The sequence below is a fragment of the Pseudomonas sp. NY15374 genome, assembly GCF_048068255.1.
GTDB classification, from domain to species: domain Bacteria; phylum Pseudomonadota; class Gammaproteobacteria; order Pseudomonadales; family Pseudomonadaceae; genus Aquipseudomonas; species Aquipseudomonas machongensis.
This window is the reverse complement of record NZ_JBLUPZ010000005.1, coordinates 41921-63003: the sequence shown is the minus strand read 5'-3', so window position 1 is coordinate 63003 and position 21083 is coordinate 41921. Positions and strand designations below refer to the sequence as shown.

General features: G+C 63.0%; 21 protein-coding genes and 3 pseudogenes. 14 read left to right on the top strand and 10 right to left on the bottom strand.

What is annotated here, in order from left to right:
* Positions 1-285: 285 nt before the first annotated feature.
* Entirely contained in the window at positions 286-5412 is a 5127-nt protein-coding gene (locus tag ACNFHO_RS12975; protein ID WP_416766598.1) for a YadA-like family protein, read from the bottom strand.
* 510 nt (positions 5413-5922) lie between these two features.
* Between ACNFHO_RS12975 and ACNFHO_RS12970 the strand changes: the two genes are divergently transcribed.
* Together ACNFHO_RS12970 and ACNFHO_RS12965 are read left to right on the top strand one after the other, a co-directional pair.
* Positions 5923-6120, top strand: a complete 198-nt coding sequence (locus ACNFHO_RS12970; protein WP_416766597.1) for a hypothetical protein — start codon at positions 5923-5925, stop codon at positions 6118-6120.
* A gap of 138 nt (positions 6121-6258) precedes the next feature.
* Positions 6259-6444, top strand: coding sequence for an Arm DNA-binding domain-containing protein (locus ACNFHO_RS12965; protein ID WP_414155255.1), 186 nt, complete (start codon positions 6259-6261; stop codon positions 6442-6444).
* Here the strand turns inward: ACNFHO_RS12965 and ACNFHO_RS12960 are convergent.
* Positions 6421-6934 (bottom strand): annotated as a pseudogene (locus ACNFHO_RS12960) (ABC transporter ATP-binding protein); the annotation flags it as partial. The gene ACNFHO_RS12965 and the pseudogene ACNFHO_RS12960 overlap by 24 nt on opposite strands.
* Before the next feature lie 175 nt (positions 6935-7109).
* Entirely contained in the window at positions 7110-8051 is a 942-nt protein-coding gene (locus tag ACNFHO_RS12955) for a helix-turn-helix domain-containing protein (RefSeq protein ID WP_063544297.1), read from the bottom strand.
* Positions 8052-8390: 339 nt separating this feature from the next.
* On the opposite strand from ACNFHO_RS12955, the gene ACNFHO_RS12950 reads away from it, so the two are divergent.
* The 10 genes and pseudogenes from ACNFHO_RS12950 to ACNFHO_RS12905 all read left to right on the top strand — a co-directional run.
* Positions 8391-8573, top strand: a complete 183-nt coding sequence (locus ACNFHO_RS12950) for a hypothetical protein (protein ID WP_063544295.1) — start codon at positions 8391-8393, stop codon at positions 8571-8573.
* The gene (locus ACNFHO_RS12945) at positions 8573-9631 is read left to right on the top strand and encodes a phenylacetaldoxime dehydratase family protein (protein WP_063544293.1); all 1059 of its coding nucleotides are present in this window, start codon (positions 8573-8575) and stop codon (positions 9629-9631) included. Before ACNFHO_RS12950 ends, ACNFHO_RS12945 begins: the two co-directional genes overlap by 1 nt.
* A 92-nt stretch (positions 9632-9723) precedes the next feature.
* Complete coding sequence (locus ACNFHO_RS12940; protein WP_063544291.1) at positions 9724-10590, top strand: transporter; 867 nt, start codon at positions 9724-9726, stop codon at positions 10588-10590.
* Positions 10591-10626: 36 nt separating this feature from the next.
* Positions 10627-11151: a group I truncated hemoglobin gene (locus ACNFHO_RS12935; protein WP_063544289.1), complete on the top strand. Its 525-nt coding sequence runs from the start codon at positions 10627-10629 to the stop codon at positions 11149-11151.
* Positions 11152-11340: 189 nt separating this feature from the next.
* On the top strand, positions 11341-12855 hold the full coding sequence (locus tag ACNFHO_RS12930) for an amidase (RefSeq protein ID WP_063544287.1): 1515 nt from the start codon (positions 11341-11343) through the stop codon (positions 12853-12855).
* A gap of 87 nt (positions 12856-12942) precedes the next feature.
* Entirely contained in the window at positions 12943-13524 is a 582-nt protein-coding gene (nthA, locus tag ACNFHO_RS12925) for a nitrile hydratase subunit alpha (protein WP_063544285.1), read from the top strand.
* Positions 13525-13563: 39 nt separating this feature from the next.
* Positions 13564-14226, top strand: coding sequence for a nitrile hydratase subunit beta (gene nthB / locus ACNFHO_RS12920; RefSeq protein ID WP_063544283.1), 663 nt, complete (start codon positions 13564-13566; stop codon positions 14224-14226).
* Entirely contained in the window at positions 14223-15479 is a 1257-nt protein-coding gene (locus tag ACNFHO_RS12915; protein ID WP_416766596.1) for a GTP-binding protein, read from the top strand. The genes nthB and ACNFHO_RS12915 overlap by 4 nt, the downstream gene beginning before the upstream one ends.
* 14 nt (positions 15480-15493) lie before the next feature.
* Positions 15494-16507, top strand: a pseudogene (locus ACNFHO_RS12910) (PAS domain-containing protein); the annotation flags it as partial.
* A pseudogene (locus ACNFHO_RS12905) lies at positions 16487-16777 on the top strand (methyl-accepting chemotaxis protein); the annotation flags it as partial. The pseudogenes ACNFHO_RS12910 and ACNFHO_RS12905, both read left to right, overlap by 21 nt.
* 729 nt (positions 16778-17506) lie before the next feature.
* Here the strand turns inward: ACNFHO_RS12905 and ACNFHO_RS12900 are convergent.
* Entirely contained in the window at positions 17507-17746 is a 240-nt protein-coding gene (locus ACNFHO_RS12900) for a hypothetical protein (RefSeq protein ID WP_416766595.1), read from the bottom strand.
* Positions 17715-18008: a hypothetical protein gene (locus ACNFHO_RS12895; RefSeq protein WP_416766594.1), complete on the bottom strand. Its 294-nt coding sequence runs from the start codon at positions 18006-18008 to the stop codon at positions 17715-17717. Before ACNFHO_RS12895 ends, ACNFHO_RS12900 begins: the two co-directional genes overlap by 32 nt.
* A gap of 104 nt (positions 18009-18112) precedes the next feature.
* Between ACNFHO_RS12895 and ACNFHO_RS12890 the strand changes: the two genes are divergently transcribed.
* Entirely contained in the window at positions 18113-18775 is a 663-nt protein-coding gene (locus ACNFHO_RS12890; protein WP_416766692.1) for an SOS response-associated peptidase, read from the top strand.
* Here the strand turns inward: ACNFHO_RS12890 and ACNFHO_RS12885 are convergent.
* Positions 18769-18975, bottom strand: a complete 207-nt coding sequence (locus tag ACNFHO_RS12885) for a hypothetical protein (protein ID WP_186669005.1) — start codon at positions 18973-18975, stop codon at positions 18769-18771. The genes ACNFHO_RS12890 and ACNFHO_RS12885 overlap by 7 nt on opposite strands.
* Positions 18976-19004: 29 nt before the next feature.
* On the opposite strand from ACNFHO_RS12885, the gene ACNFHO_RS12880 reads away from it, so the two are divergent.
* Positions 19005-19127, top strand: a complete 123-nt coding sequence (locus ACNFHO_RS12880) for a hypothetical protein (RefSeq protein WP_416766593.1) — start codon at positions 19005-19007, stop codon at positions 19125-19127.
* Between the two features lie 149 nt (positions 19128-19276).
* Here the strand turns inward: ACNFHO_RS12880 and ACNFHO_RS12875 are convergent, their stop codons facing one another.
* The 4 genes from ACNFHO_RS12875 to ACNFHO_RS12860 form a co-directional block, all read right to left on the bottom strand.
* Positions 19277-19636, bottom strand: coding sequence for a hypothetical protein (locus ACNFHO_RS12875; RefSeq protein WP_416766592.1), 360 nt, complete (start codon positions 19634-19636; stop codon positions 19277-19279).
* Positions 19637-19702: 66 nt separating this feature from the next.
* On the bottom strand, positions 19703-19948 hold the full coding sequence (locus tag ACNFHO_RS12870) for a hypothetical protein (RefSeq protein WP_416766591.1): 246 nt from the start codon (positions 19946-19948) through the stop codon (positions 19703-19705).
* A gap of 92 nt (positions 19949-20040) precedes the next feature.
* Complete coding sequence (locus ACNFHO_RS12865; RefSeq protein ID WP_416766590.1) at positions 20041-20403, bottom strand: hypothetical protein; 363 nt, start codon at positions 20401-20403, stop codon at positions 20041-20043.
* Positions 20400-21047, bottom strand: a complete 648-nt coding sequence (locus ACNFHO_RS12860) for a glycoside hydrolase family 19 protein (RefSeq protein WP_416766589.1) — start codon at positions 21045-21047, stop codon at positions 20400-20402. The genes ACNFHO_RS12865 and ACNFHO_RS12860 overlap by 4 nt, the downstream gene beginning before the upstream one ends.
* Between the last annotated feature and the right edge of the window lie 36 nt (positions 21048-21083).

The window sequence follows — 21083 nt, the reverse complement described above, 5'->3', positions numbered from 1 at the left end:
CATCTTTTTGTGGCGGAGCAGGCGGCGTGAGGCAGGCGTTACCAGGCCGCCTCGCCTTAGGTAGGCCTGGTCTTAGTGTCGCGGCGTCTTAGGGTCTGTATGAAAAGCCTTGAGACGAAGGTCAGGCAAGGCGAAAACAGCCGAGGAAGCGGAGTTTACGGATTGTAAATGAGCATTCCGAGGCTGTTTTCAACGCAGCATCACCGAGTATCAAGGCTTTTCGTACAGAGCCTAGCAACGAGAAGGGAACAGGCGAGCACGGGGCTCGCCTGGCCCGTCAGGGCTTTACCATTCGTATCCCACACCGACCGCCAGGCCGACGTTGCCCTTGGCGCTGCCAGAACCGTTGGCCTTGTAGGCCCAGGTGCCGTCTTCGCTGCGGCCAGAGAGGCCGACCGCCAGGGCCGATTGCCCTTCGTAGACGGAGGTGCCCATCGCCACCATCGAACGGCCCGGCGACGAGGTGGCCGGCAGGGCGGCCATGGCCATGGCCGAGGCGATGCCGGCGTAGGCATCCTGGCGCAGGGCGCTGATCTGCCGATCAGTATGGGCATTGGCCTGCCGCAGCGTCTGATCGGAGGCCCGATTGGCGATTTGCGTGGCCTGCTCCAGATTGACCGCATCGGTGGCCTCAGTAGCAGCCCCTAAGTGGGTGATCTGCCGCTCCGCGCCCGCCGAGCCCACCGACACGGTATTGACCCGATCTGCCTGGGAGCCCGCACCCAGGGCCACGCTATTGTCCGCGCTGGCCCGGGCATCGGCACCAAGCGCGGTAGTGCGCGCGCCCTTGGCTGCGGCCCCCGCGCCGCTGGCCACGCTGCGCTCGCCCGTGGCACTGGCATTGGCACCCACGGCCACGGCCCGGCTCCCCGGTGTGACGCTGGCCTTATCGCTTCCATCGCCCTGGGTGTCCACCGCCATGACCGATGCCTGCTGGCTGAGCTGCCGAACCTGCTGGTTCGTCGCGTCGAGCTGGCGACCGGTGACCGCCTCGCTACTGCCCGCGCCGAGCGCACCGTCCTGCAATCCGCTCAAGGTACGAGGCCCCTGGCTACCAACGATATCGACGCGGGTGCCGTCGGCGTCTCGGGCGATCTGGATGTTGCGGCTGGCGGGATCCTGTCGAACCAGCCCCACTTCACCCGCCTCCAATTGCTCGCGCAGGTTGCCGACGTCGGCGCTGGCTCGCTCGGCCTTGCCATTGACGGTCACCAGCGAGTCGTCCAGCGCCTTGACCGCTTCGCCCACACTGCCGGCCTGTTTCTGAGCGGGGGCGGTCCCGTTCTGGCCAAGATCCGTCACGGTGTAACCCGGTGCATTGAGCGTGCCGTCCGGGTTCACACTGGCGCCGCCACCCAGTGCATCGGCCAGGGCCTGGTTGGCGGCGCGGGCGGCTTCCTGCAGGCGACTGATGACCGTCTCGCCCTCACCCAGCCCTTGCAGCTTCTCGGCAGCGCGATTGGCCAGCTCACCCACCTGGTCGGCGGTGGCTTTCGCGGTGTCGGCAGCCTGACGCGCGTGGGTGGCACTGGTTTGTGCCAGATCGGCGGTACGCTGAGCCCCATGAGCGCTGCGCTGTGCCTGAGTAGCAGCACTCACGGCGGCATCGGCCGTGCCCTGCGCCTGTTCAGCAGCGCCTTGCGCGGCGCCGGCGGCATCCCGGGCTACGCTGGCCACGCCCTCGACAGTGTCGAGTTGGCTCTTGTTCACCGCATCGGTCGCCGCCGTACCCGCGGCCAGGCTGGTGATACGGGCCGGGGCAGAACGCTGCTCGCCACGACCGGCGCTGTAGGTGCCGCTGGCTTCGTCCCACAACAGGCTGTCGTCACGCAGGCCCTGCACATCCTGCCCCAGGTGCTCGAGAGCCTGCCCCTGGGCCTGTAGAGCCCCGCCAACCTTGGCGACATTGCCATCCAGCGCACCCAGGGCATCGCCGACATTGCCGTGTACCTGTGTCGACGGCTGGACGCTGCCATCGTCTGCGATCTGGCCAATGGCGTAGGACGGTGCGGTCGGCTGGCCATCGGCCCCCACGGTCGAACCGCCTCCCAGGACCTGCGCCAGAAACTCGCTGGCAGAGTCTGTTGCGCCCTTGATCGCGCTGTTGATCCGCTCGACCACGGTTTCCCCGGCGTCCAGACCCTGGAGCTGCCCGGCAGCGGTGTCGGCGGTGGCCTTGGCGGCATCCGCTGTGCCCTGGGCGGCATCGGCGCTGCCCTGGGCCGTATTGGCGGCAGTCAAAGCGCGGTCAGCTGTGTCTTGTGCGGTGCCGACAGCTTGTGAGGCCTCGTTGGCCGAGCTCAACGCCGTATTGGCGGTGCCCTGCGCAGCATCTGCAGCCTGCTGCGCCGTGGAAGCTGCCGTCAATGCGGTATTGGCAGTGCCCTGGGCCCCGTCCGCAGCCTGCTGCGCATCGGTGGCGGTGGTCAGCGCAGTGTTGGCGGTGTCCTGGGCCGCCTGGGCAGCCTGGTGCGCATCGGATGCCGCATTCATGGCTGTAGTGGCTGTACCTTGGGCAGACTCCGCCGCCTGCTGGGCGTCAGCGGCTGAGGCCAAGGCGCTGGTGGCGATGCCCTGGGCTGCTTCTGCGGCCTGCTGCGCACCGGATGCGGTAGACAGCGCGGTATTGGCGGTGCCCTGCGCAGCATCGGCGCTGTTCTGTGCGCGGGACGCCGAGGCCTGTGCACTGTCGGCCGTACCTTGCGCACGTTCTGCGGCCTGCTGGGCGCCGGACGCAGCGGTCAGGGCGCTGTCGGCCGTGTCTTGTGCGGTTGCCGCGGCTCGCTGCGCATCCGACGCCGAACCCAGCGCCTGGCTGGCAGTGCCCTGTGCGGCGTCAGCGGCTTCCTGGGCCGTGGCGACAGCTTCCAGGGCGGTATTGGCAGTGCCTTGGGCGGCCTCGGCGCTGTTTTGCGCCACGGACGCGGAGGCGAGAGCGGTGTCGGCTGTGCCTTGCGCACCCTCTGCCGCGCTCTGGGCATCGGCTGCCGAAGCCAGCGCGGTGTTGGCGGTACCCTGGGCGCCTTCGGCAGTCTGCTGGGCACTGGACGCGGCAGCCTGTGCACGGTCGGCCGTGCCTTGGGCAGCCTCGGCACGTTGCTGGGCACCGACCGCCGACGCCTGGGCGGTATTGGCCGAACCCTGCGCGCTGTCCGCGGCCTGCTGGGCGCCAGCAGCGGCGCTCAGCGCATTGTCGGCCGTGCCCTGGGCGCCCTCGGCGCTTTGCTGCGCACCGATTGCCGCCGCCAGCGCCGAATCCGCCGTGCCTTGCGCGGTATCTGCGCTGCGCTGGGCCGTGGCGGCAGACTGCTGGGCCCGGTCGGCGCTGCCTTGCGCACCTTCTGCGGTTTGCTGGGCCGTGGTCGCCGTATTCAGTGCCGCGCCGGCAGCATCACGGGCCGTGTCGGCGGTCTGTTGCGCGGTGGTGGCCGCACCCAGTGCGGTATCGGCAGCCCCCTGGGCAGCCTCGGCGGTTCGTTGTGCAGCACCTGCGGAATCTAGGGCTGCGCTGGCAGTACCCTGGGCGGCCTGGGCAGCCTGTTGCGCCTCGGATGCACCCGTTTCTGCGGCACTGGCGGTGCTCTGCGCACCGTCGGCAGTCCTCTGGGCATCGGCCGCCGAGCTCAGGGCGGTACTGGCAATGCTCTGAGCATCCTGAGCGGCATTTTCTGCCTCGGCGGCGGTCCTCAGGGCCGTCGTGGCCGTGCCCTGGGCGGTTTCCGCGGCCCGTTGCGCCGTGGCAGCCGAAGCCGCGGCGCCTCCGGCAGTGCCCTGGGCCTGCTCGGCGACAGCCCGCGCGCTGGCGGCTGCCTGCTGCGCAGCACCGGCACTGCCCTCGGCCGCCACTGCGGCTCGTTGGGCATTGTCGGCGCTGGCCTGGGCCGCGAGGGCCGTGCCCTGGGCGGTTTCCGCCGCCTGCTGCGCAGCGGCAGCCGTCTGCTCGACCGCATCCAGCTGGCCTTTGTTCACCGCATCAGTAACGGCGACGCCAGCCTCGACATGGTTGATCCGATTCTGCGGCCGCTCGCCCTGGCTGGCAGTGAACGCCTGCTGCTCGGGGTCCCAACCCAGGTAGCGTTCGAGGGCCGCAAGGCGGACTTTCTCCGCCGTGTCCCTGGCCAGTGCATCGACATCGTTCAAGGCATTCTGCGTCCTTTTATGGGCCTGATCCAACGCCTTGATCGCCCCGACCACGGACGTTGGCTGGGCCACACCCTGACCGAGGCTCGTCAGTGCCATGGGGGCCAGGGTCACCTTGCCGTCCTTGAACTGGGTGCCCTCCCCCAGCGCATCGGCCACCGACTGGCTGGCGGCCAGTTCACGGTCGCCAAGCTTCTGGATGGCATCGTAGGCCACGAACAACTGAGCGCCATTGACCCCGTCGGTGCTGCTCGCCGTGACCGAGCCAGGCGCCATGTGGATCACCTGCCGCGTCTGGTTGGCGTTACCGATACTGACCACGCCCATGGCGGACGCGCTGTTGGGGGAATAGGTGGTGCCATTGAGCGTGACCGGGCTCACCGTTCGCAGCCCGTCGGTCACCGCACCACTGCCCAGGGCCACGCCATACTGGTGCCTCACGCTGGCGTTCGCCCCCAGGGCTACGCCTTCGTTGCCACTGACGCCTGCCGCCGTGCTCGCACCACGGCCCAGGGCCACGGAGTTGTCCCCTTGTGCGTTGGCATCGCGCGCCCCCGCGAACGAACCACCGCCACTGGCGGAGGCACCGGTGCCCACTGCGGTCGCTCGATCCCCGGAGGCCGAGGCGGACGCGCCGAGGGCCGTGGCCATATCACCGGAGGCATTGGCCTGATAGCCGAACGCATGGCTGGTTGAACCCGAGTTTTTCGCTTCGTAACCCACCGCCATGCCGAAGGCGCCAGACGCCTGGGCGCCGTGGCCGATAGCGGCGGCATCGAAGACCGCCTGGGTGCGCTCGTTACCGATCGCCATACTACCGCTCGCCTGTCCAAGCGTCAGGCGGCCAGCATTGACGAAGAGCTCACCGCCCAGGGTCAGCGAAGTCGCCCCGGTGCCGGATACGCCTGCCGGACGATAGAACAGCACGGAGTCGGTCTGGGTGCCCTTGCGCGCAGAATTGCACTTGCCCGTGTTGCCATCCCTGAAGGTGATATTCGCCTCCAAGGTGGCCGGGGTTTCGGCTTGCGGGTCATTGAGGCTGACGCATTCGCCGTCGGCGTTGGCATTGACGTGGATACCATTGCCAGCATAGGCGCTGCCGATGCCCAGCAGCGCGCTGATCCCGGTCAGGGTCAGCAGCCCGAACATCGGCCAGACGCCGGACAGACGACCCGTACCGGCCGGGCTGCCATAACGGGAGCGAACGAAGTGACGAATCGGATTGAGGGGGGCGGAACGCAGGAAAGCGATCTGCAGGGCTGAACGCGACATGACTTTCACGATGACTCACCTGTAACACGTTTGCGTGGAGCGCCGGGCTGCCATGGGGCACTGTCGACATCTGCCGACACGTTGCGCGTACACGTCTGTGGAGAAGCCCGCCGTTGCCGCGAGCCCAATTGAGTGACGGTGAATTCTGGGTAACACGTCGCGCTGGAGGTATCGGACTACTCCTAAATTCGAAGCCAATCCTTTCAAACGTTAGGTAGCGGTGAAGTACGGCCCGTGCCTTTTAGGGTCTGTATGAAAAGTTTTGAGACGAAGGTCAGGCAAGGCGAAAACAGCCGAGGAAGCGGAGTTTACGGGTTGTAAATGAGCATTCCGAGGCTGTTTTCAACGCAGCATCACCGAGTATCAAAGCTTTTCGTACAGAGCCTAGTCTCAATCTTACGTTTCTCGGCAAGGGTATATGGCTCGCCATACCTGCCGCTGACTGACGACGGCAAACGTATCAAGGCACCGATGCTTCGCCACCGATAGGACGAGGCCAGGGAGCAAGCCGTGAAAGAAGCGGTCGCCGCTGGTGACCAGGCGCTGGTCGGCGGTACCAGCCAATTGCAGTTCCGCGACATTCGCCCGAAAGCAGCCTCGGAAATCACCGATGTCGACGACGCCAGTCTGCTGCTACGCCACACCAAAGCTGACATCACAGAGCGGGTCTATCGCCGAGTTGGAGGCCTGGCAAAACCCACCAAATAGGGAAAGTTTCGGAAGCGCTGCCAAAAGAAACCATTCCCTAGGGTGTTCCCATCTAGATTCCGCCCAGTTCCGCCTGTTTCCAGGCTGCGAGTGGGGGACCAACTGGGGGACCGGAGTTAGAGATCGGAGGTCACCACCATGCCCAAGCTCACCGCGAAACTCGTAGAAAACCTCAAGGATTATGGCAAGTACGATGATGGCGATGGCCTGCGCCTTGTCATTCGAAAGTCTGGAAAAGCTTGGGTGCTGCGTTACCAGCGTGCAGGCAAGCGCAAGGAAATCGGCTTGGGTCCCTACCCCCACTATGGGCGCCAAGCCCAGTGAGGGCTCATCCAGAAGCAGAAGCTTCGGTCTGCTCATCAACGCTCGTGCGATTGAGAGCATCTGTTGCTCGCCCCCGACATCGTCATAGCGCGTTGATTACGGCGCTCCTTCAATCTCGGGAACAACTCGAACATACGCCGAACGTCCTCATCTGCATGCTTCTCTCCGATAGGAATGGTGCCCATCATGAGGTTCTCTTCCACCGTCATGTCGGGAAAGACACGGCGTCCCTCCGGTGACTGAGCGATGCCGTTGGAGGCGATGTAATGAGAGCTCTTCTGGGTGATATCGGTGCCTCGATAGAGGATCTGGCCGGCGCTCACCCTTGGTTGTCCGAAATGGACATGAGCAGCGTAGATTTCCCGGCGCCGTTAGATCCGATCGAGCTGATCGTTTCGCCTTCATTGATGGAAAGCGACACTTTCCGTAGAGCTTGAATTGGGCCGTAGTGCACGTCGATTCCGCGCAGCTCCAGAATAGGTTGGCTCATACTAGCTCCTCCTCGTCGGCGCCGAGGTAGGCCGCGATCACCTATAGGGAACCATGCGCAAACTCAGCGACGCCTACATACGCACTACGACTGAACCTTGCAAATACACAGAGAGTGAAGCGCCCGACCTGTACAAAAAAAGCCATCGACGTCTCGCCTCTCACATCTGCAATCTTCAAACCCCACTCCCCCGCAACAAGGTATGTGGCGCCACCCCAAATGCCTTCCGGAACGCATGACTGAAATGTGAAAAATCGGAAAAGCCAAACTCCAGCGCCGCCTGGGAAACACTCCTTACCTGGCCACACTCAATCGCCGTCCGGCTAGCGTTCAGCCGCTCCTTCCAGATCTCGGCGACCGGTGACTTCTGGTGCCGGGCAAACGCCCGTGTCACCGTCCGTGTCGACACGTGATGCGCCACAGCAATCGACTCAAGCGACAGTTCAGGCTCCGTCAAATGTCGCTGAATGTAATTCATGATCCGCCCATAAAGATCAAGCTCTTGATGAATAGTCTTCAGGTCCTGTAGCTCCAGGCTAAGCACCAGTAGATCAGTGATGGTGTTGCAATAGCGCCGGGAGATCCCTTCATCCTGTAACAGCGCTACTGAACTGACCGCCTGGCCGATCATCTGCCGCAGCGGGATAACGCCGGGGCGGGCTTCGTCCAGCACCAACGCGGTAAAGTCGCCAATGCGGGGCAGGCGTTGGGCAAGCAGTGAGCGGGGGATGCGGATCAGATGGTTTTCGGTACCACCGAGGCTGAAGCGGAACGGTTGGGTTGCGTCGTAAAGAAACAAATTGCCAGCGCTGAGGCCAGCTTTGCGGGTGTCTTGTTCAATTTCGCCGTGGCCGTTGAGGGTGAAACCGAGCCATATATCGTCGGCAGGGTCGCTGCGCAAATGCTTCTCGGAGCGCACCCAGTGGTGCAGCGGCGACGACAGGGTGGTGATGTCCAGAGGGCCAATTCCGTTGACCTGTAGCACACCTTCGAAATCGCTCTGCGACGAGGGTTTACTGTCTGCCGACAGGCAATGGCGGCAGACCACTTCTCGCCAGTAATCAAAGCGGCGAGCGGGCGAAACGGCAAGGGTGGAATAATGGTTGGTCTCAGCCATGATGGCGCTCACCTTGATGCAACAACGGGGGAAAACGGTGATTGTTACCGTGGGTGATACAGGCAATAAATACGCCAGCGGCTGGCGTTGGCGCGAAAGTGTCTACCGCGGGATTGCGCAAACGTGTGGCTGTCGACAGCATCAACTCCCCTCCCCATTTCAGGGCAAAAGTCCGGTTTTGCGTAGTGCGCCGCACCCTCTTGGTTCGTGCTCCGACGGGTGTTTTGGCGCTGTCTTTTCCAACCAAACGGTTGTCCTTGCGAACAAAGCGGGGCTGGTCAGTCGTGCCTAACTTTGACCTTACGGCAACTCAGCAACCCATGCCGATGAGGTGAGCCCATGCAATTCAAACAACAGCAAGTGGCCGATGAGTTCAGGTGGCTGCACATGCGTGACCTGGCGCCCGAGGAGTTCTTGTCGTGGCTGCTCGAATGGGGGGCCTGTGCAGTGCGGGCCCGGCTGGCGAATGCCTGTTTTGAAACTGAGCGTGTGCCTGAACCTAGAACAACAAGGAGCCTGTGATGGAGTCTGCAATCGACAAACACCTCAAGTGCCCGCGCACGTTATCGCGCCGGGTGCCTGATGACTACCAGCCGCCCTTTCCGATGTGGGTGGGCCGTGCTGATGAGCAGTTGACTCAGGTGGTGATGGCTTACCTGGGCGTGCAATACAAAGGTGACGGCCAGCGCGAGCAAGCCTTGCAGGCGATGCGTGACATCGTTGCCAGCTTCAGCCTGGCCGACGGCCCGCTGACTCACGACCTGACCCACCACACCGACAACAGCGGCTACGACAACCTGATGATCGTCGGCTACTGGAAGGACGCCGGCGCCTATTGCCGCTGGGTGCGCTCGGCCGGGGTGGAGGGCTGGTGGAGTTCGCCGCAGCGTTTGAATGATGGGCTGGGTTATTACCGCGAGATCTCTGCACCGCGGGCGGAGCAGTTCGAGACGTTGTATGCGTTTCAAAGCGACTTGCCGGGCGTTGGCGCGGTCATGGACAAGACCAGTGGCGAGATCGAAGAGCACGGTTACTGGGGCTCGATGCGCGACCGTTTTCCGGTGTCGCAAACCGACTGGATGAGCCCTGACGGCGAGCTGCGGGTGGTGTCTGGCGACCCGGCCAAGGGCGGCCGGGTGGTGGTGGTTGGCCACGACAATATCGCCTTGATTCGTTCGGGCCAGGATTGGGCCGCGGCGGAGGCGGCGGAGCGTTCGTTGTACCTGGATGAGATCTTGCCGACCTTGCAGGACGGCATGGACTTCTTGCGCGACAACGGCCAGCCGTTGGGCTGTTACAGCAATCGCTTCGTGCGCAATATCGATGCCGACGGCAACTTTCTCGACATGAGTTATAACATCGGCCACTGGCGCTCGGTGGAAAAACTCGAACGCTGGGCGGAATCACACCCGACTCATTTGCGCATCTTCGTCACGTTCTTCCGAGTGGCGGCGGGGCTGCAGAAGTTACGCCTGTACCACGAGGTGTCGGTGTCCGATGCAAGCAGCCAGGTGTTCGAGTACATCAACTGCCACCCGCACACGGGCATGTTGCGTGACGCGCAAGTAAGCACCAACTAACAAAAGACTCCACGTTTAGCCCTGCACCTGCCGTTACTACGGCAGCGGGGCTCTTTTTGCCCGCGTTTGGGCTCACGATAAGGACTTGGTCCATGAAACAGCTCCGTTACCTGATGCTCGCAGCGGCCGCGCCGTGCCTGTCTGTGCAGGCAGTTGAAGTTTCGCCGGGGGATTACGAAGTGCTGCCGGCGGATAAAACCATCGGAGTGGTGTATTACCAGCACTCCACTACCGACAGTGCCTACGCCCAGGGCCACAAGGCCAGTTCGGACTTCAACCTGACCTCCGACGTTGGCATCCTGCGTTTGCTCCACGTTTATAAACTGACCGACCGGCTGACCATCGAGCCGCAGTTTTTACTGCCGTTCGGCCACGTTTCCAGCGGCGGTGACGCCTCGGCGCTGGGCAGCACCAGCGGTATCGGCGACCTCATCCTGACCGCGCCGCTCAAGTACCGCTTGAATGAGGCCAACGACACCGTTGGTGCCACAGTTTATTTGATCGCCCCGACCGGTAACTACGACCGCAAAGACGCGCTCAACCTGGGCGAAAACCGCTGGAAGGTCGACTTGCAGGCAGCGTACATCAAGCACTTCGACGAGAAGTGGGCGGTCGACGTGGTCGGTGATGCGATCTGGTACGGCGACAACGACGACTTCGGTGCCAACTCGGTTCGCCGTGAACAGGACATGTCCTACGCAGCGCAGTTGATGGGGCGCTACATCATCGACCCGGGCACGTCCCTTGCCCTTGGTTTTGGCCACACCTGGGGTGGTGAAAACAAAATTGATGGCATTTCCCAGGATGACCGCGGCGAGACCACCAACTTCCGCGTCACCGCCACCAAGTTCTTTACCGCTCAGGACCAGCTGCAGATGCAACTGGGGCGTGACCTCGCGGTAGAAAATGGACCGAAAGAGAACTTCCGTCTGAACCTCAGGTATGTCCGGGTCTTTTAACCGCCTATATAACCTCGGCCGAAATGGAGCATTCACATGACTGACCAAAACGCATCCACCGAACAACAACCTTCGCTGTACACCCGCCTGGGCGGCTACGACGTGATCTACCAGTTTGCCGGCGCGGTATTGCGCAAGACCATGGCCCACCCGGCGATTGGGCATATCTGGGCGCATATGTCCGAGTCGACCTTTCAGAAAGAGCACATCAACTTTGTCGACTTCCTCTCCCAGCACTGGGGCGGCAGCGCCAAGTACCGCGGCCGCGACATGGTCACCGCCCACCGTGGCATGGGCCTGACCGAGGTGCACTGGCAAGCCACGCTGGACTGCCTGGAGGAATGCTACAACGACTACAACCTGGCGCCGGAGCTGCGCAAAGAGGTCAACGACTTTTTGGTCAAGTTCAAGCCGGCGGTGATCGGCAGCCCGTCCTACCGCGACGTGGTGCTGGCCAACCCTGAAATGGACCCGGCCAAGGGCATGAAGAGCGTTGGCGTGGTCTGGCCCGCGCGCGATGAAGCGGCAGCACAGGCAGCGGTACCCAGGCTTGAGTCGTAACACCGCTCGGCCACATAGATGGGGCCCAGCACCTGGCGCAAGGTAGTCCTTCTCAACCAAGCGACTGTCCTGCTCAACCAAGTGCCGCCCGCATGCTGGCGCTAGCTTAGTAGCAAGCCCAGCCACGGCGGGCCTTTCGCATAGCCATTTGCCAGGCCCTGAGGCCTGGCATCGGAAACAGGACACACCATGGCCATCACCCGCCCGACGCTCGAACAACTGCAGGCCCTCGCCACTCGCCTGCATCTGCAACTGACCCCCGAGCAAGCCAGCGAATACCTGGCGCTTATGCAGCCCAGCCTGGACGCCTACGACCTGGTCGACGAGCTGCCCGACTTCACCCCGCTGGTGCGCTACGAGCGCACCTCCGGTTATCGCCCGTCCAGCCTCGAAAACCCTCTGAACGCCTGGTACTACCGCACCGAGGTGATGGGCGCCAGCTCTGGGAAGCTGCTCGGTAAAACCGTTGCCCTGAAAGACAACATCTCCCTGGCCGGTGTGCCAATGATGAATGGCGCCGCGCCGCTGGCTGGCCATTTGCCAGCGTTCGATGCCACCGTGGTGACCCGTTTGCTCGACGCCGGGGTGACCATCCTCGGCAAGGCCACCTGCGAGCACTACTGCCTGTCTGGCGCGAGCCATACTTCAGACCCGGCCCCGGTGCACAACCCACTGCGTCCGGGCTTCAGCACCGGTGGCTCGTCGTCGGGCAGTGCGGCGCTGGTGGCGGCTGGCGAAGTCGACCTGGCAGTGGGCGGCGATCAAGGCGGCTCGGCGCGTATTCCTGCGGCGTGGTGCGGCATTTATGGCCTGAAGCCGACCTTCGGCCTGGTGCCGTATACCGGGGTGATGGCGGTCGAGGCGACCTTCGACCATCTCGGCCCGATGACCAACAACGTGCGCGACAACGCTCTGATGCTGGAAGTGATGGCTGGCGCCGATGGGCTCGATCCACGCCAGGGCGCGCCTGAAATCGACGCTTACAGCCACTACCTTGATCGTGGCGTGGATGGCCTGCGTATCGGCATCCTTCAGCAAGGCTTCGAGCTGGCCAACCTCGACCCGCGGGTTGCCAAGTCGGTGCGCAGCGCCATCACTCAGTTTGAAGCGTTGGGTGCGCTGGTCGAGGAAGTCTCAGTGCCCGAGCACGCCTTGGCCGGCGCGTTGTGGGGCCCGATCGGCTGCGAAGGCCTGACCATGCAGATGATGCACGGCAACGGTGCAGGCTTTAACTGGAAGGGCCTGTACGACGTCGGCCTGCTCGACAAACAGGTCAGCTGGCGCACCCAGGCCGACGCCCTCTCGCCTTCGCTCAAGTTATGCATGCTGGTCGGCCAGTTTGGCCTCGACCACTACCACGGCCGTTACTACGCCAAGGCGCAGAACATCGCCCGCTTCGCCCGCGCCGGTTACGACAAGGCGCTGGAGCAATACGACCTGCTGGTGATGCCGACCGTGCCGATCATCGCCCAGCCGCTGCCGAAGGCAGATTGCTCGATCACCGATAACGTCTCGCGGGCATTGGAAATGCTAGGTAATACCGCCGCCCAGGACATCACCGGCCACCCGGCCATGTCCATCCCCTGCGGTTTGGTCGACGGCTTGCCCGTTGGGCTGATGCTGGTCGGCAAGCATTACGCCGAGGGCACCATTTACCAAGCGGCGGCGGCATTCGAAGGTGCGGTGGACTGGCGCACGCTGTAAGCAAGCGCCAGCCGCTACGCCCCGGCAACACAACAACTAGAACAGCAACATCATTCAACAACCGCGCTGAACGAGAGGAGTAATCCCATGACGGCAACATCAACCCCGGGTGAGCGGGCGCGGGCACTGTACGCAGTGCTCAAGAACAAGGACCTGATCCCCGAAGGCTATATTGAGCAGCTCACCCAGCTGATGGAACACGGCTGGAGCCCGGACAACGGCGCGCGCATTGTCGCCAAGGCCTGGGTCGATCCGGCCTTCCGCGAGCTGCTGCTCAAGGACGGCACCGCCGCCTGCGCGCAGTTCGGTTTCACTGGGCCGCAGGGCGAATACATCGTTGCCCTGGAAGACACCCCAACGCTGAAAAACGTGATCGTCTGCAGCCTGTGTTCGTGCACCAACTGGCCGGTGCTGGGCCTGCCGCCCGAGTGGTACAAGGGCTTCGAATTCCGCGCGCGGCTGGTACGGGAGGGGCGCACGGTATTGCGCGAGCTGGGCACCGAGTTGCCGGAACACGTGGTGATCAAGGTCTGGGACACCAGCGCTGAAAGCCGTTACCTGGTGCTGCCACTGCGGCCAGCGGGCTCCGAGCACATGAGCGAAGAGCAGCTACGCCAACTGGTCACCAAGGACGTGCTGATCGGCGTCGCCCTGCCGTGTGTTGGCTGAGCAACACGCCCAACCCCTTACCCTTGCGGAGTGTTCAAAATGGATGGCTTTCACGATCTCGGCGGTTTCCAGGGCTTTGGCAAAGTGCCCCACCGCATCAACAGCCTCAGCTACAAGCAGGTGTTCAAGCAGGACTGGGAGCACCTGGCCTATAGCCTGATGTTCATTGGCGCCGACCACATGGGCAAGTTCAGCGTCGACGAAATCCGTCATGCCGTGGAGCGTATCGATGTGCGCCAGCATGTCGGCACCGAGTATTACGAGCGCTATGTCATCGCGACCGCCACCCTGCTGGTCGAGACCGGCGTCATCACCCAGGGCGAACTGGATGAGGCCCTCGGCTCGCACTTCAAGCTGGCCAACCCGGCCCATGCCCAAGGTCGTGAGGCGATCACCGGGCGCCCGCCATTTGAAGTCGGCGACCGGGTCATCGTGCGTGATGAATACGTGGCCGGGCATGTGCGCATGCCGGCCTATGTGCGCGGCAAGCAAGGCGTGGTGCTGCACCGCACCACTGCGCAGTGGCCGTTCCCGGATGCGATTGGCCACGGCGACCGCAGCGCAGCGCATCAACCGACTTACCACGTCGAGTTCCGGGTAAAAGACCTGTGGGGCGATGCCGCCGACGATGGCCTGGTGGTGGTCGACCTGTTCGAGAGCTATCTGGACAAGGTCGACAGCCCGCAAGCGGTGCACGCATGACTGCCGGCGCCCAGGCAGGCCGACTGCCGGTGACGGTCCTTTCCGGCTTCCTCGGCGCGGGCAAGACCACCCTGCTCAACCATATCCTGCGCAATCGCCAGGGTTTGAAAGTGGCGGTGATCGTCAACGACATGAGCGAGGTCAACATCGACGCCGCCGAGGTGCAACGTGATGTAACGCTGCACCGTGGCCAGGACGAGTTGATCGAGATGAGCAACGGCTGCATCTGCTGTACCCTGCGCGCCGACCTGCTCGAGCAGATCAGCGCGCTGGCGCGCCAGCAGCGTTTTGATTATCTGCTGATCGAGTCCACCGGCATCTCCGAGCCGATGCCGGTGGCCGAGACCTTTGCCTTTCTCGACACCGAAGGTTTCAGCCTCAGCGAACTGGCGCGGCTGGACACCTTGGTCACCGTGGTTGATGCCAGCCAGTTTCAGGCGTTGCTCGACTCGCCGGAAACCGTCGAGCGCGCCGACGCCGCGGCGCCGCGGCGCCCGTTGGCTGACCTGCTGATCGAGCAGGTCGAGTACGCCAACGTTATTCTAGTGAACAAGTGTGACCTGATAGAGGACGCGCAATACCAGACGCTGCGAGCGGTGCTGGCCGGGCTCAATCCCCGGGCACAGATTCTGCCGGTGGTGGCTGGCAATGTGGAACTGTCAAGCATCCTCGGCACCCAGCTGTTCGACCTGCCCAGCCTGGCGGTCGCGCCCGGTTGGATGAAGCAGATGGACGCCGACGACACTCCGACCGCCGAGTCGGACACCTACGGCGTGACCTCGTGGGTCTATCGCGAGCGCGCCCCGTTTCACCCGCAACGCCTGCTCGAATTTCTCTCCCGCCCGTGGAGCAATGGCCGCCTGCTGCGCAGCAAAGGCTACTTCTGGCTCGCAAGCCGCCACCGTGAAATCGGCCTGCTGGTGCAAAGCGGCAAGCAGTTCCAGTGGGACTACGTCGGCCATTGGTGGCACTTCATCGACCCGTCGCAGTGGCCGCAGGACAAGTACCGCCTGCAGGGGATCATGGCCAAGTGGGACAGCGTCGTCGGCGATTGCCGGCAAGAGTTGGTGTTCATTGGCCAGGACCTGGATACCGCAACGTTACAACGCGAGCTCGATCACTGCCTGTTGAGCGCAGACGAAATCGCTACCGGGCCATCGGCCTGGCCAGCACTGCCTTGGGCGAGCAGCTTTGACAGCCTCGCCTTGTCGACCAGCCAGGCGCAGGTATTACCGGCTGCTGCCGCTATCTAGTTGGAGATGTAGCCATGCTGTTTTTTAATCGCACCAGTCGCTGGATACTGACCCCCCTCGCCGACCGCCTCGACCAGCCCGACCAGCCGAGTACGCCGCTGTCGTCGCGCAACCCGCTGCTGCGGCGCATCCTCACCGGCGTCGAGCAGCTGCTCCAGGAGCGGCGCACGCTCAAAGAGCAAGCTCGCGAACTCGCCGCGCAGGTGAGCCAACTGCAACAGCACCTGGCTGATCGCGACGAATGTGCGCAGCAGTCGCAAGCGCGCTGGACGCTGGTCACCAAAGGTGCGGATGCGTTGTTCTGGCAACTGCATCTGACTGCCACAGGCATGCCTGCGCCAACGTGCGCGATGCACTGGACGGGCTCCGCCTCGATCCATGCACCGCATCTGCCCGAGCTGGGTCAGTGGCACGACCAGCTGCATCCGGCTGATCGCCACGCCCATCAGCAAGCACTGGCCCGGCACCTCGCCGACCGCAGCGGCCGCACACGGTTCGAGCTGGACCTGCGCATGAAATTCACCGCCGGCGGCGATTATCGCTGGTGCCGGGTCAGCGGCAGTTCGCTGCGTGACGGCAACGGCGTTGCCATCGCCACAGCGGGTACGCTGCGGGACATCCATGAGCAACAGCTGCACATTCAGGAGCTGGAGCTGGCCGCCGAGCGTTTTGACATTTCCCGCGAGATGCTCCACGACGGCCTGTGGGACATCGAAGTCGTCGCCGGGGACCCGGCTAACCCGAGCAACACCATCTGGTGGTCGTCGCAGATGCGCCGGCTGCTCGGCTGCACCACCGTCGAAGAATTCCCCAACACCCTGGAAAGCTGGACCTCACGCCTGCACCCCGACGACAGTGCCCGCGCCATCGCGGCGTTTGTCGCCCATGTCGACGATCGCAGCGGCAACACCCCGTTCGATGTCGAGTACCGGCTTCGTCACCAAAACGGCGCCTACCGGTGGTTCCGCGGTCGCGGGCAAACCCGCAGGGCTGCGGACGGCGCGCCGTTGCGGGTAGTCGGGGCTATAACTGATATTCATGCTCGGCATGAGGAAAGCACCATCCGCGAGGCACAGGCGCAACAGCATCAGGTGATGCAGGAAACCTTAGGCAAATTGACCCACATCGTCGCCACCATCCAGGGCATCGCCAGCCAGACCAACCTGCTGGCCTTGAACGCCGCCATCGAAGCCGCCCGTGCAGGCGAAGCCGGGCGCGGTTTTGCGGTGGTAGCCGACGAGGTGCGCAAACTCGCAACCCGTACAAGTCAGGCAACTCAGCAAGCCGCGCAGATGATCGACAGCTGACCCGCGCAAGCGCCGCGTTAAATGTTCAGCCAGGAAGCGCTCGGGTGGAAGGCCACCAATGCACCTTTTCAGAGGCAAGTGTAATGGCTCGACACCTACGCTGATGCTGTGTTCAGCACCAACAGTGTGAAAGCTGTGAGAAAGTCTGGAAAAGGTGGGATTCAGGGTCGTAATGCTCAGGAATGTCACCAGACTCCAGACCTACGCCACCAACTTTTGGGGCCGCGCTTGTCGGCGACGGGACGCGAAGCGGCTCCAATATTTAGGCGCCAGGTCGATAGCTGCTAGCAATAGCCAAGCATATCTCCCACCTACGCTGCCTTCGATAGATCGCCCCTTCCTAACGTGAGTCATTAGGCAGCACGTCCATCACAATCCACAGTAAACCAGTGAAAGCGACGCTAATAATGGGGGACCAGATGGGGGACCCAAAACGCTTAGGCACAAAAAAGCCCTGAAAAATCAGGGCTTTAATGAGAATTGGTGGCGGAAGCGTAGAGATTCGAACTCTAGGATAGTTGCCCATCGACGGTTTTCAAGACCGTGGTACAAGTGCCCTAATCATGGGGCGCAAACACCAAAATCGATTCCAAAACAAAGGCGAAATGGCTCGGCTACAGCCCGCATTCTATAAAGGTCGCCGTTTCAGTTTTGGAACCGATTTTCACCCCTTTCTTTGGCGTTCTGCCACCCCGTCAGCCGTCCTGGCTGGCGTCACTCTCACTCCGCTTCACGCTCAGCATGAGCCCATAGTCTGGCCGCCTCGGCGAGCTCCAGCATCTCGACCAGCGCACCAGCATCAACGACCTGTCGGCGATGCGCTGAAATGGCCATTTCGGTCATCACCGCAGAGCGCCCGTCTGGATCGGTGATCATCGCCATCTGGTCGTTGAGCGCATCCATCCAGGGCTGCGGGATTCCCGCCGCGCTACTGCGCACGACACCACCACGATTGCGCATAGAGCACGCCATCCACCTCCTCAACACCCGTGACGTTCATTCCGCCTTGAGCCATCCCGGTCACGCACGCGTCGTGTAGCCGCGGGATAACGTCAGGACCTGGGGTTGGGTTGAATACCCATGCGCCCAGGCACTGCCGTCCGAGCACTGAACTGTGTCCGTACTCGATGTGAACGTCAGCGCGAATCGGCTGGATCTTCGTGAGCTGTCCATTGGGGATCGCAACGCCGCGCACTCGGCGGCGAACAAGGAGGAAGTACATACGGCACCAATACTGTATATCGATACAGTATTTGAGCATTGCACTCGCAGCTCGCGCCAGTACCGCCTGGCGGACTATGCTTGCTCGAGCAGGAGGGACGGGAAATGTGTGGACGGCTGACCCAGTACAGAGGCATTCACGACTTCGTTGAAGTACTCAGCATGCCGGATGTCTGGAGAAACAACGTCGGGGATCAGGCGCTGCTGCGGTACAACGTTGCGCCTACTACGCCCGTTGCCGTGCTGCGCGTCGATGAGGACGGCCCGCGGGCGGACTTTGTGAGGTGGGGGTGGCGACCACATTGGGCGACCGATCGCGCCGCGCCAATCAATGCCCGCGTCGAGAAGGTCGCTCACGGCCCGTTCTTCCGGGCCATCTGGCCGCATCGGGCTATTACGCCTATCGACGGCTGGTACGAGTGGGTTGATGAGGGTGGCCCAAAGAAGCAGCCGTACTACATCCGGCGGCGGGACGGCCAGCCAGCGCTATGCGCCAGCATCGGTCAATTCACCGGCAACGAGCACGACGGCTTCGTTATCATCACAGCCGACGCCCAGGGCGGGCTTGTTGACGTGCACGACCGCCGGCCAGTGGTGCTGGAGCCGGAACTGGCGCGAGAGTGGATTGCAGCCGGGATGCCCAGCGAGCACGCAGAACAGATGGTGCTGAACCTGGGGGAACCAGCCGAGGCATTCGAGTGGTACAAGGTCAGCACAGCCGTAGGGAACGTGCGGAACCAGGGGCCTGAGCTGATAGCGCCTCAGTGACGACTCAGCGGCGCTCGCCCCATGGCATCTGAGTGGTACTCATGAGCCGCCTTGATCTGCGATTCCAATATCAGCCGCAAGCGCTCCACTTCCTGCGCAGGCAATCCAGCCTCTTGTGCCTCAAGATGGCGCCTCATAGCCTCCTCGACATCCTTGTAGACCTGATGGTCTGGCATCACGACTTCGCGCTTGTCTTTCATGCTCGCCTCCCTGGCGATCAGTGGATGATATGAGGCGCCTTGCCGGTAGCGATGAGCTGATGCTCAGTCACCTGGCGGTAAAGCCGATCGGCCAATACTCGGTGCCGCTCGACATCCTCGGGGGGCTCACCATCAGCCACGGCCTGCTGTAGGCGTCGATTGGCGTCGAGCGCCTGGCGAAGCAACTCTTCACCGGCGGCGACCATTCCTTCAAGCGTTCGCTTCACTGACCTACCCCGATGGCTTTGTCAGGCCATTATAGGACGCTTCACAGGCCAGGCCGGCTATTCGGGCTTTGTAATCAGGCCGTCTTGGATCTAAGCCTGTCTTGATCGGTTGGTTTCGCGGTCGCTGCACCAACAGTGAATTTTTCGGAGAAGTGATTCAGAAATGTCTCGATCAGGTGCCCGTGGTAGAAAGAGTACACCTCAGGATCTACCACCTCCCCTGCAGGCGGAACGACGTTGAACACGAGCCTGTCCTCATACTTAGGATTGGCTTTGAAGTATGCTTTCTTACCCCAGCGAGACTTGTGCGTATAGAAGCCCTGATGGGTTCTTTCCCAAGTAGTAATAGAGCCCTCACGCTCTTCTTGGTCAATCTTCCCGTCAAAGGCTTTGAGTAGTGCCGCTGGGGTCTGCGTAAAAAAACGAACTGCCATGTCAGATCTCCTATAGTGAATAGCCTTGATATCATATGACCATCACTCAGGAAATAGTGTTTTAGCCTAATTGCAGGCATTCACCGCCGCCCCCAGCAGGCTCTCGTACCCGACACGCTGGCGGCGCTCAGCCAGTAGCGCACGCACCTTCACTTCCAGGCTATCGGACTTACGCAGGCCGGCAGCCGCCCACGGCGGCACGGCAACATCAGGCGCGCGGCACGGCACCTGCACGGGCACCTCGACGCGCACGTACTGCACCTGCGGCTCAGTGTGGCTAGCGCACCCGGCTAGAGCCAGGACACCCACCATCCCGCTCCCAGAGGCAAGGCCACGGATTACCTGGCTTACAGCCTGGAAAAAGCCAATCTCACACCCGCGGAATCGCCAGTTGCCCACCAGCATCATAAGCCAAGCTCCTTGTCGATGATCGAGGAAGCGGCGGCACACTGATCGCCACCGGTGCGCTCCTGCTGCAGGCGGTTCGCCGCCGCGTAGTCGTCCTGGGCGCTGGCCATAGCCTCACTCACCGCTTTCTCTGCCCTGGCCTGGCGCTCGTTAGCGGCCAGTGTCAGGTCGCCCAGGGCCTTGCCCTGCTCCTGCGCCAGGCCGGCCAAGTTGTCGCGCTCCGCGGCGCACTGGGCGGCCTGGTCCTGCTCAGTATCCAGCAGCGGCCGGAAGTGGTTTGTGGTTGCCCAGGTGCCGACGGCAATGCCGAGCAGGATCAGCAGGCCGGCGCCGGCGAGGCGAATCAGCCAAGCGTTCATGCCAGCACCCGCACAGCCAGGTCATAAAGCGCTTTCCGCTCAGCTGCGCCATGCGGCACGCGCCCAGGCTGACCGGTGTTGATAATGCTGCCGATATCGCTGATGCGGGCGGCGTCGGCCAGATCGTTCAGGCCGCGCTGTGACCACCACCAGGCTGCCGACTGCGCAGCGTGCTCGGGCTGCTCGAGCAGCTCAGGTTGTTCGAGCAGGGGCAGACCCAGGGCCTGGCCAGCGGCGCGGTAGTTGTCGCGACCGGTCAGCTGGATCAGGCCGCGACCGCGGAATCGCCAGCCATCGCCGGACGACTCAGGACCGTTGCCCATCCGGCCGCCGTATACGGCATTGCCCAGGCGCTCAGGCTTTCCGCCCAGTTCGTCCGCCCGCGGCACAAGGGATCGCCAGCGGCTGCCAGCAGGAGATGCCTGTCCAATCTGACGAATACGATCGGCGCGGTAGTTCAGGCTCTCCACCAGGTTGCGCAGCTGGCCAGACTCGTGGCCTACCTGGGCGAGGAAGGAAGCGATGCGCAGGCGGCTATCGATCTTCCAGCGCTGCATCGCGCGGTTCAGTGCGGGCACAAAAATGCCCGCGACTGGGCGGGCATTTGGGAGTATCTGCAGCAGCTGCTGCTCAGTGATCGGCATTCGGGTTCTCCAGGCGAAAAAATACCGCCATGCGGC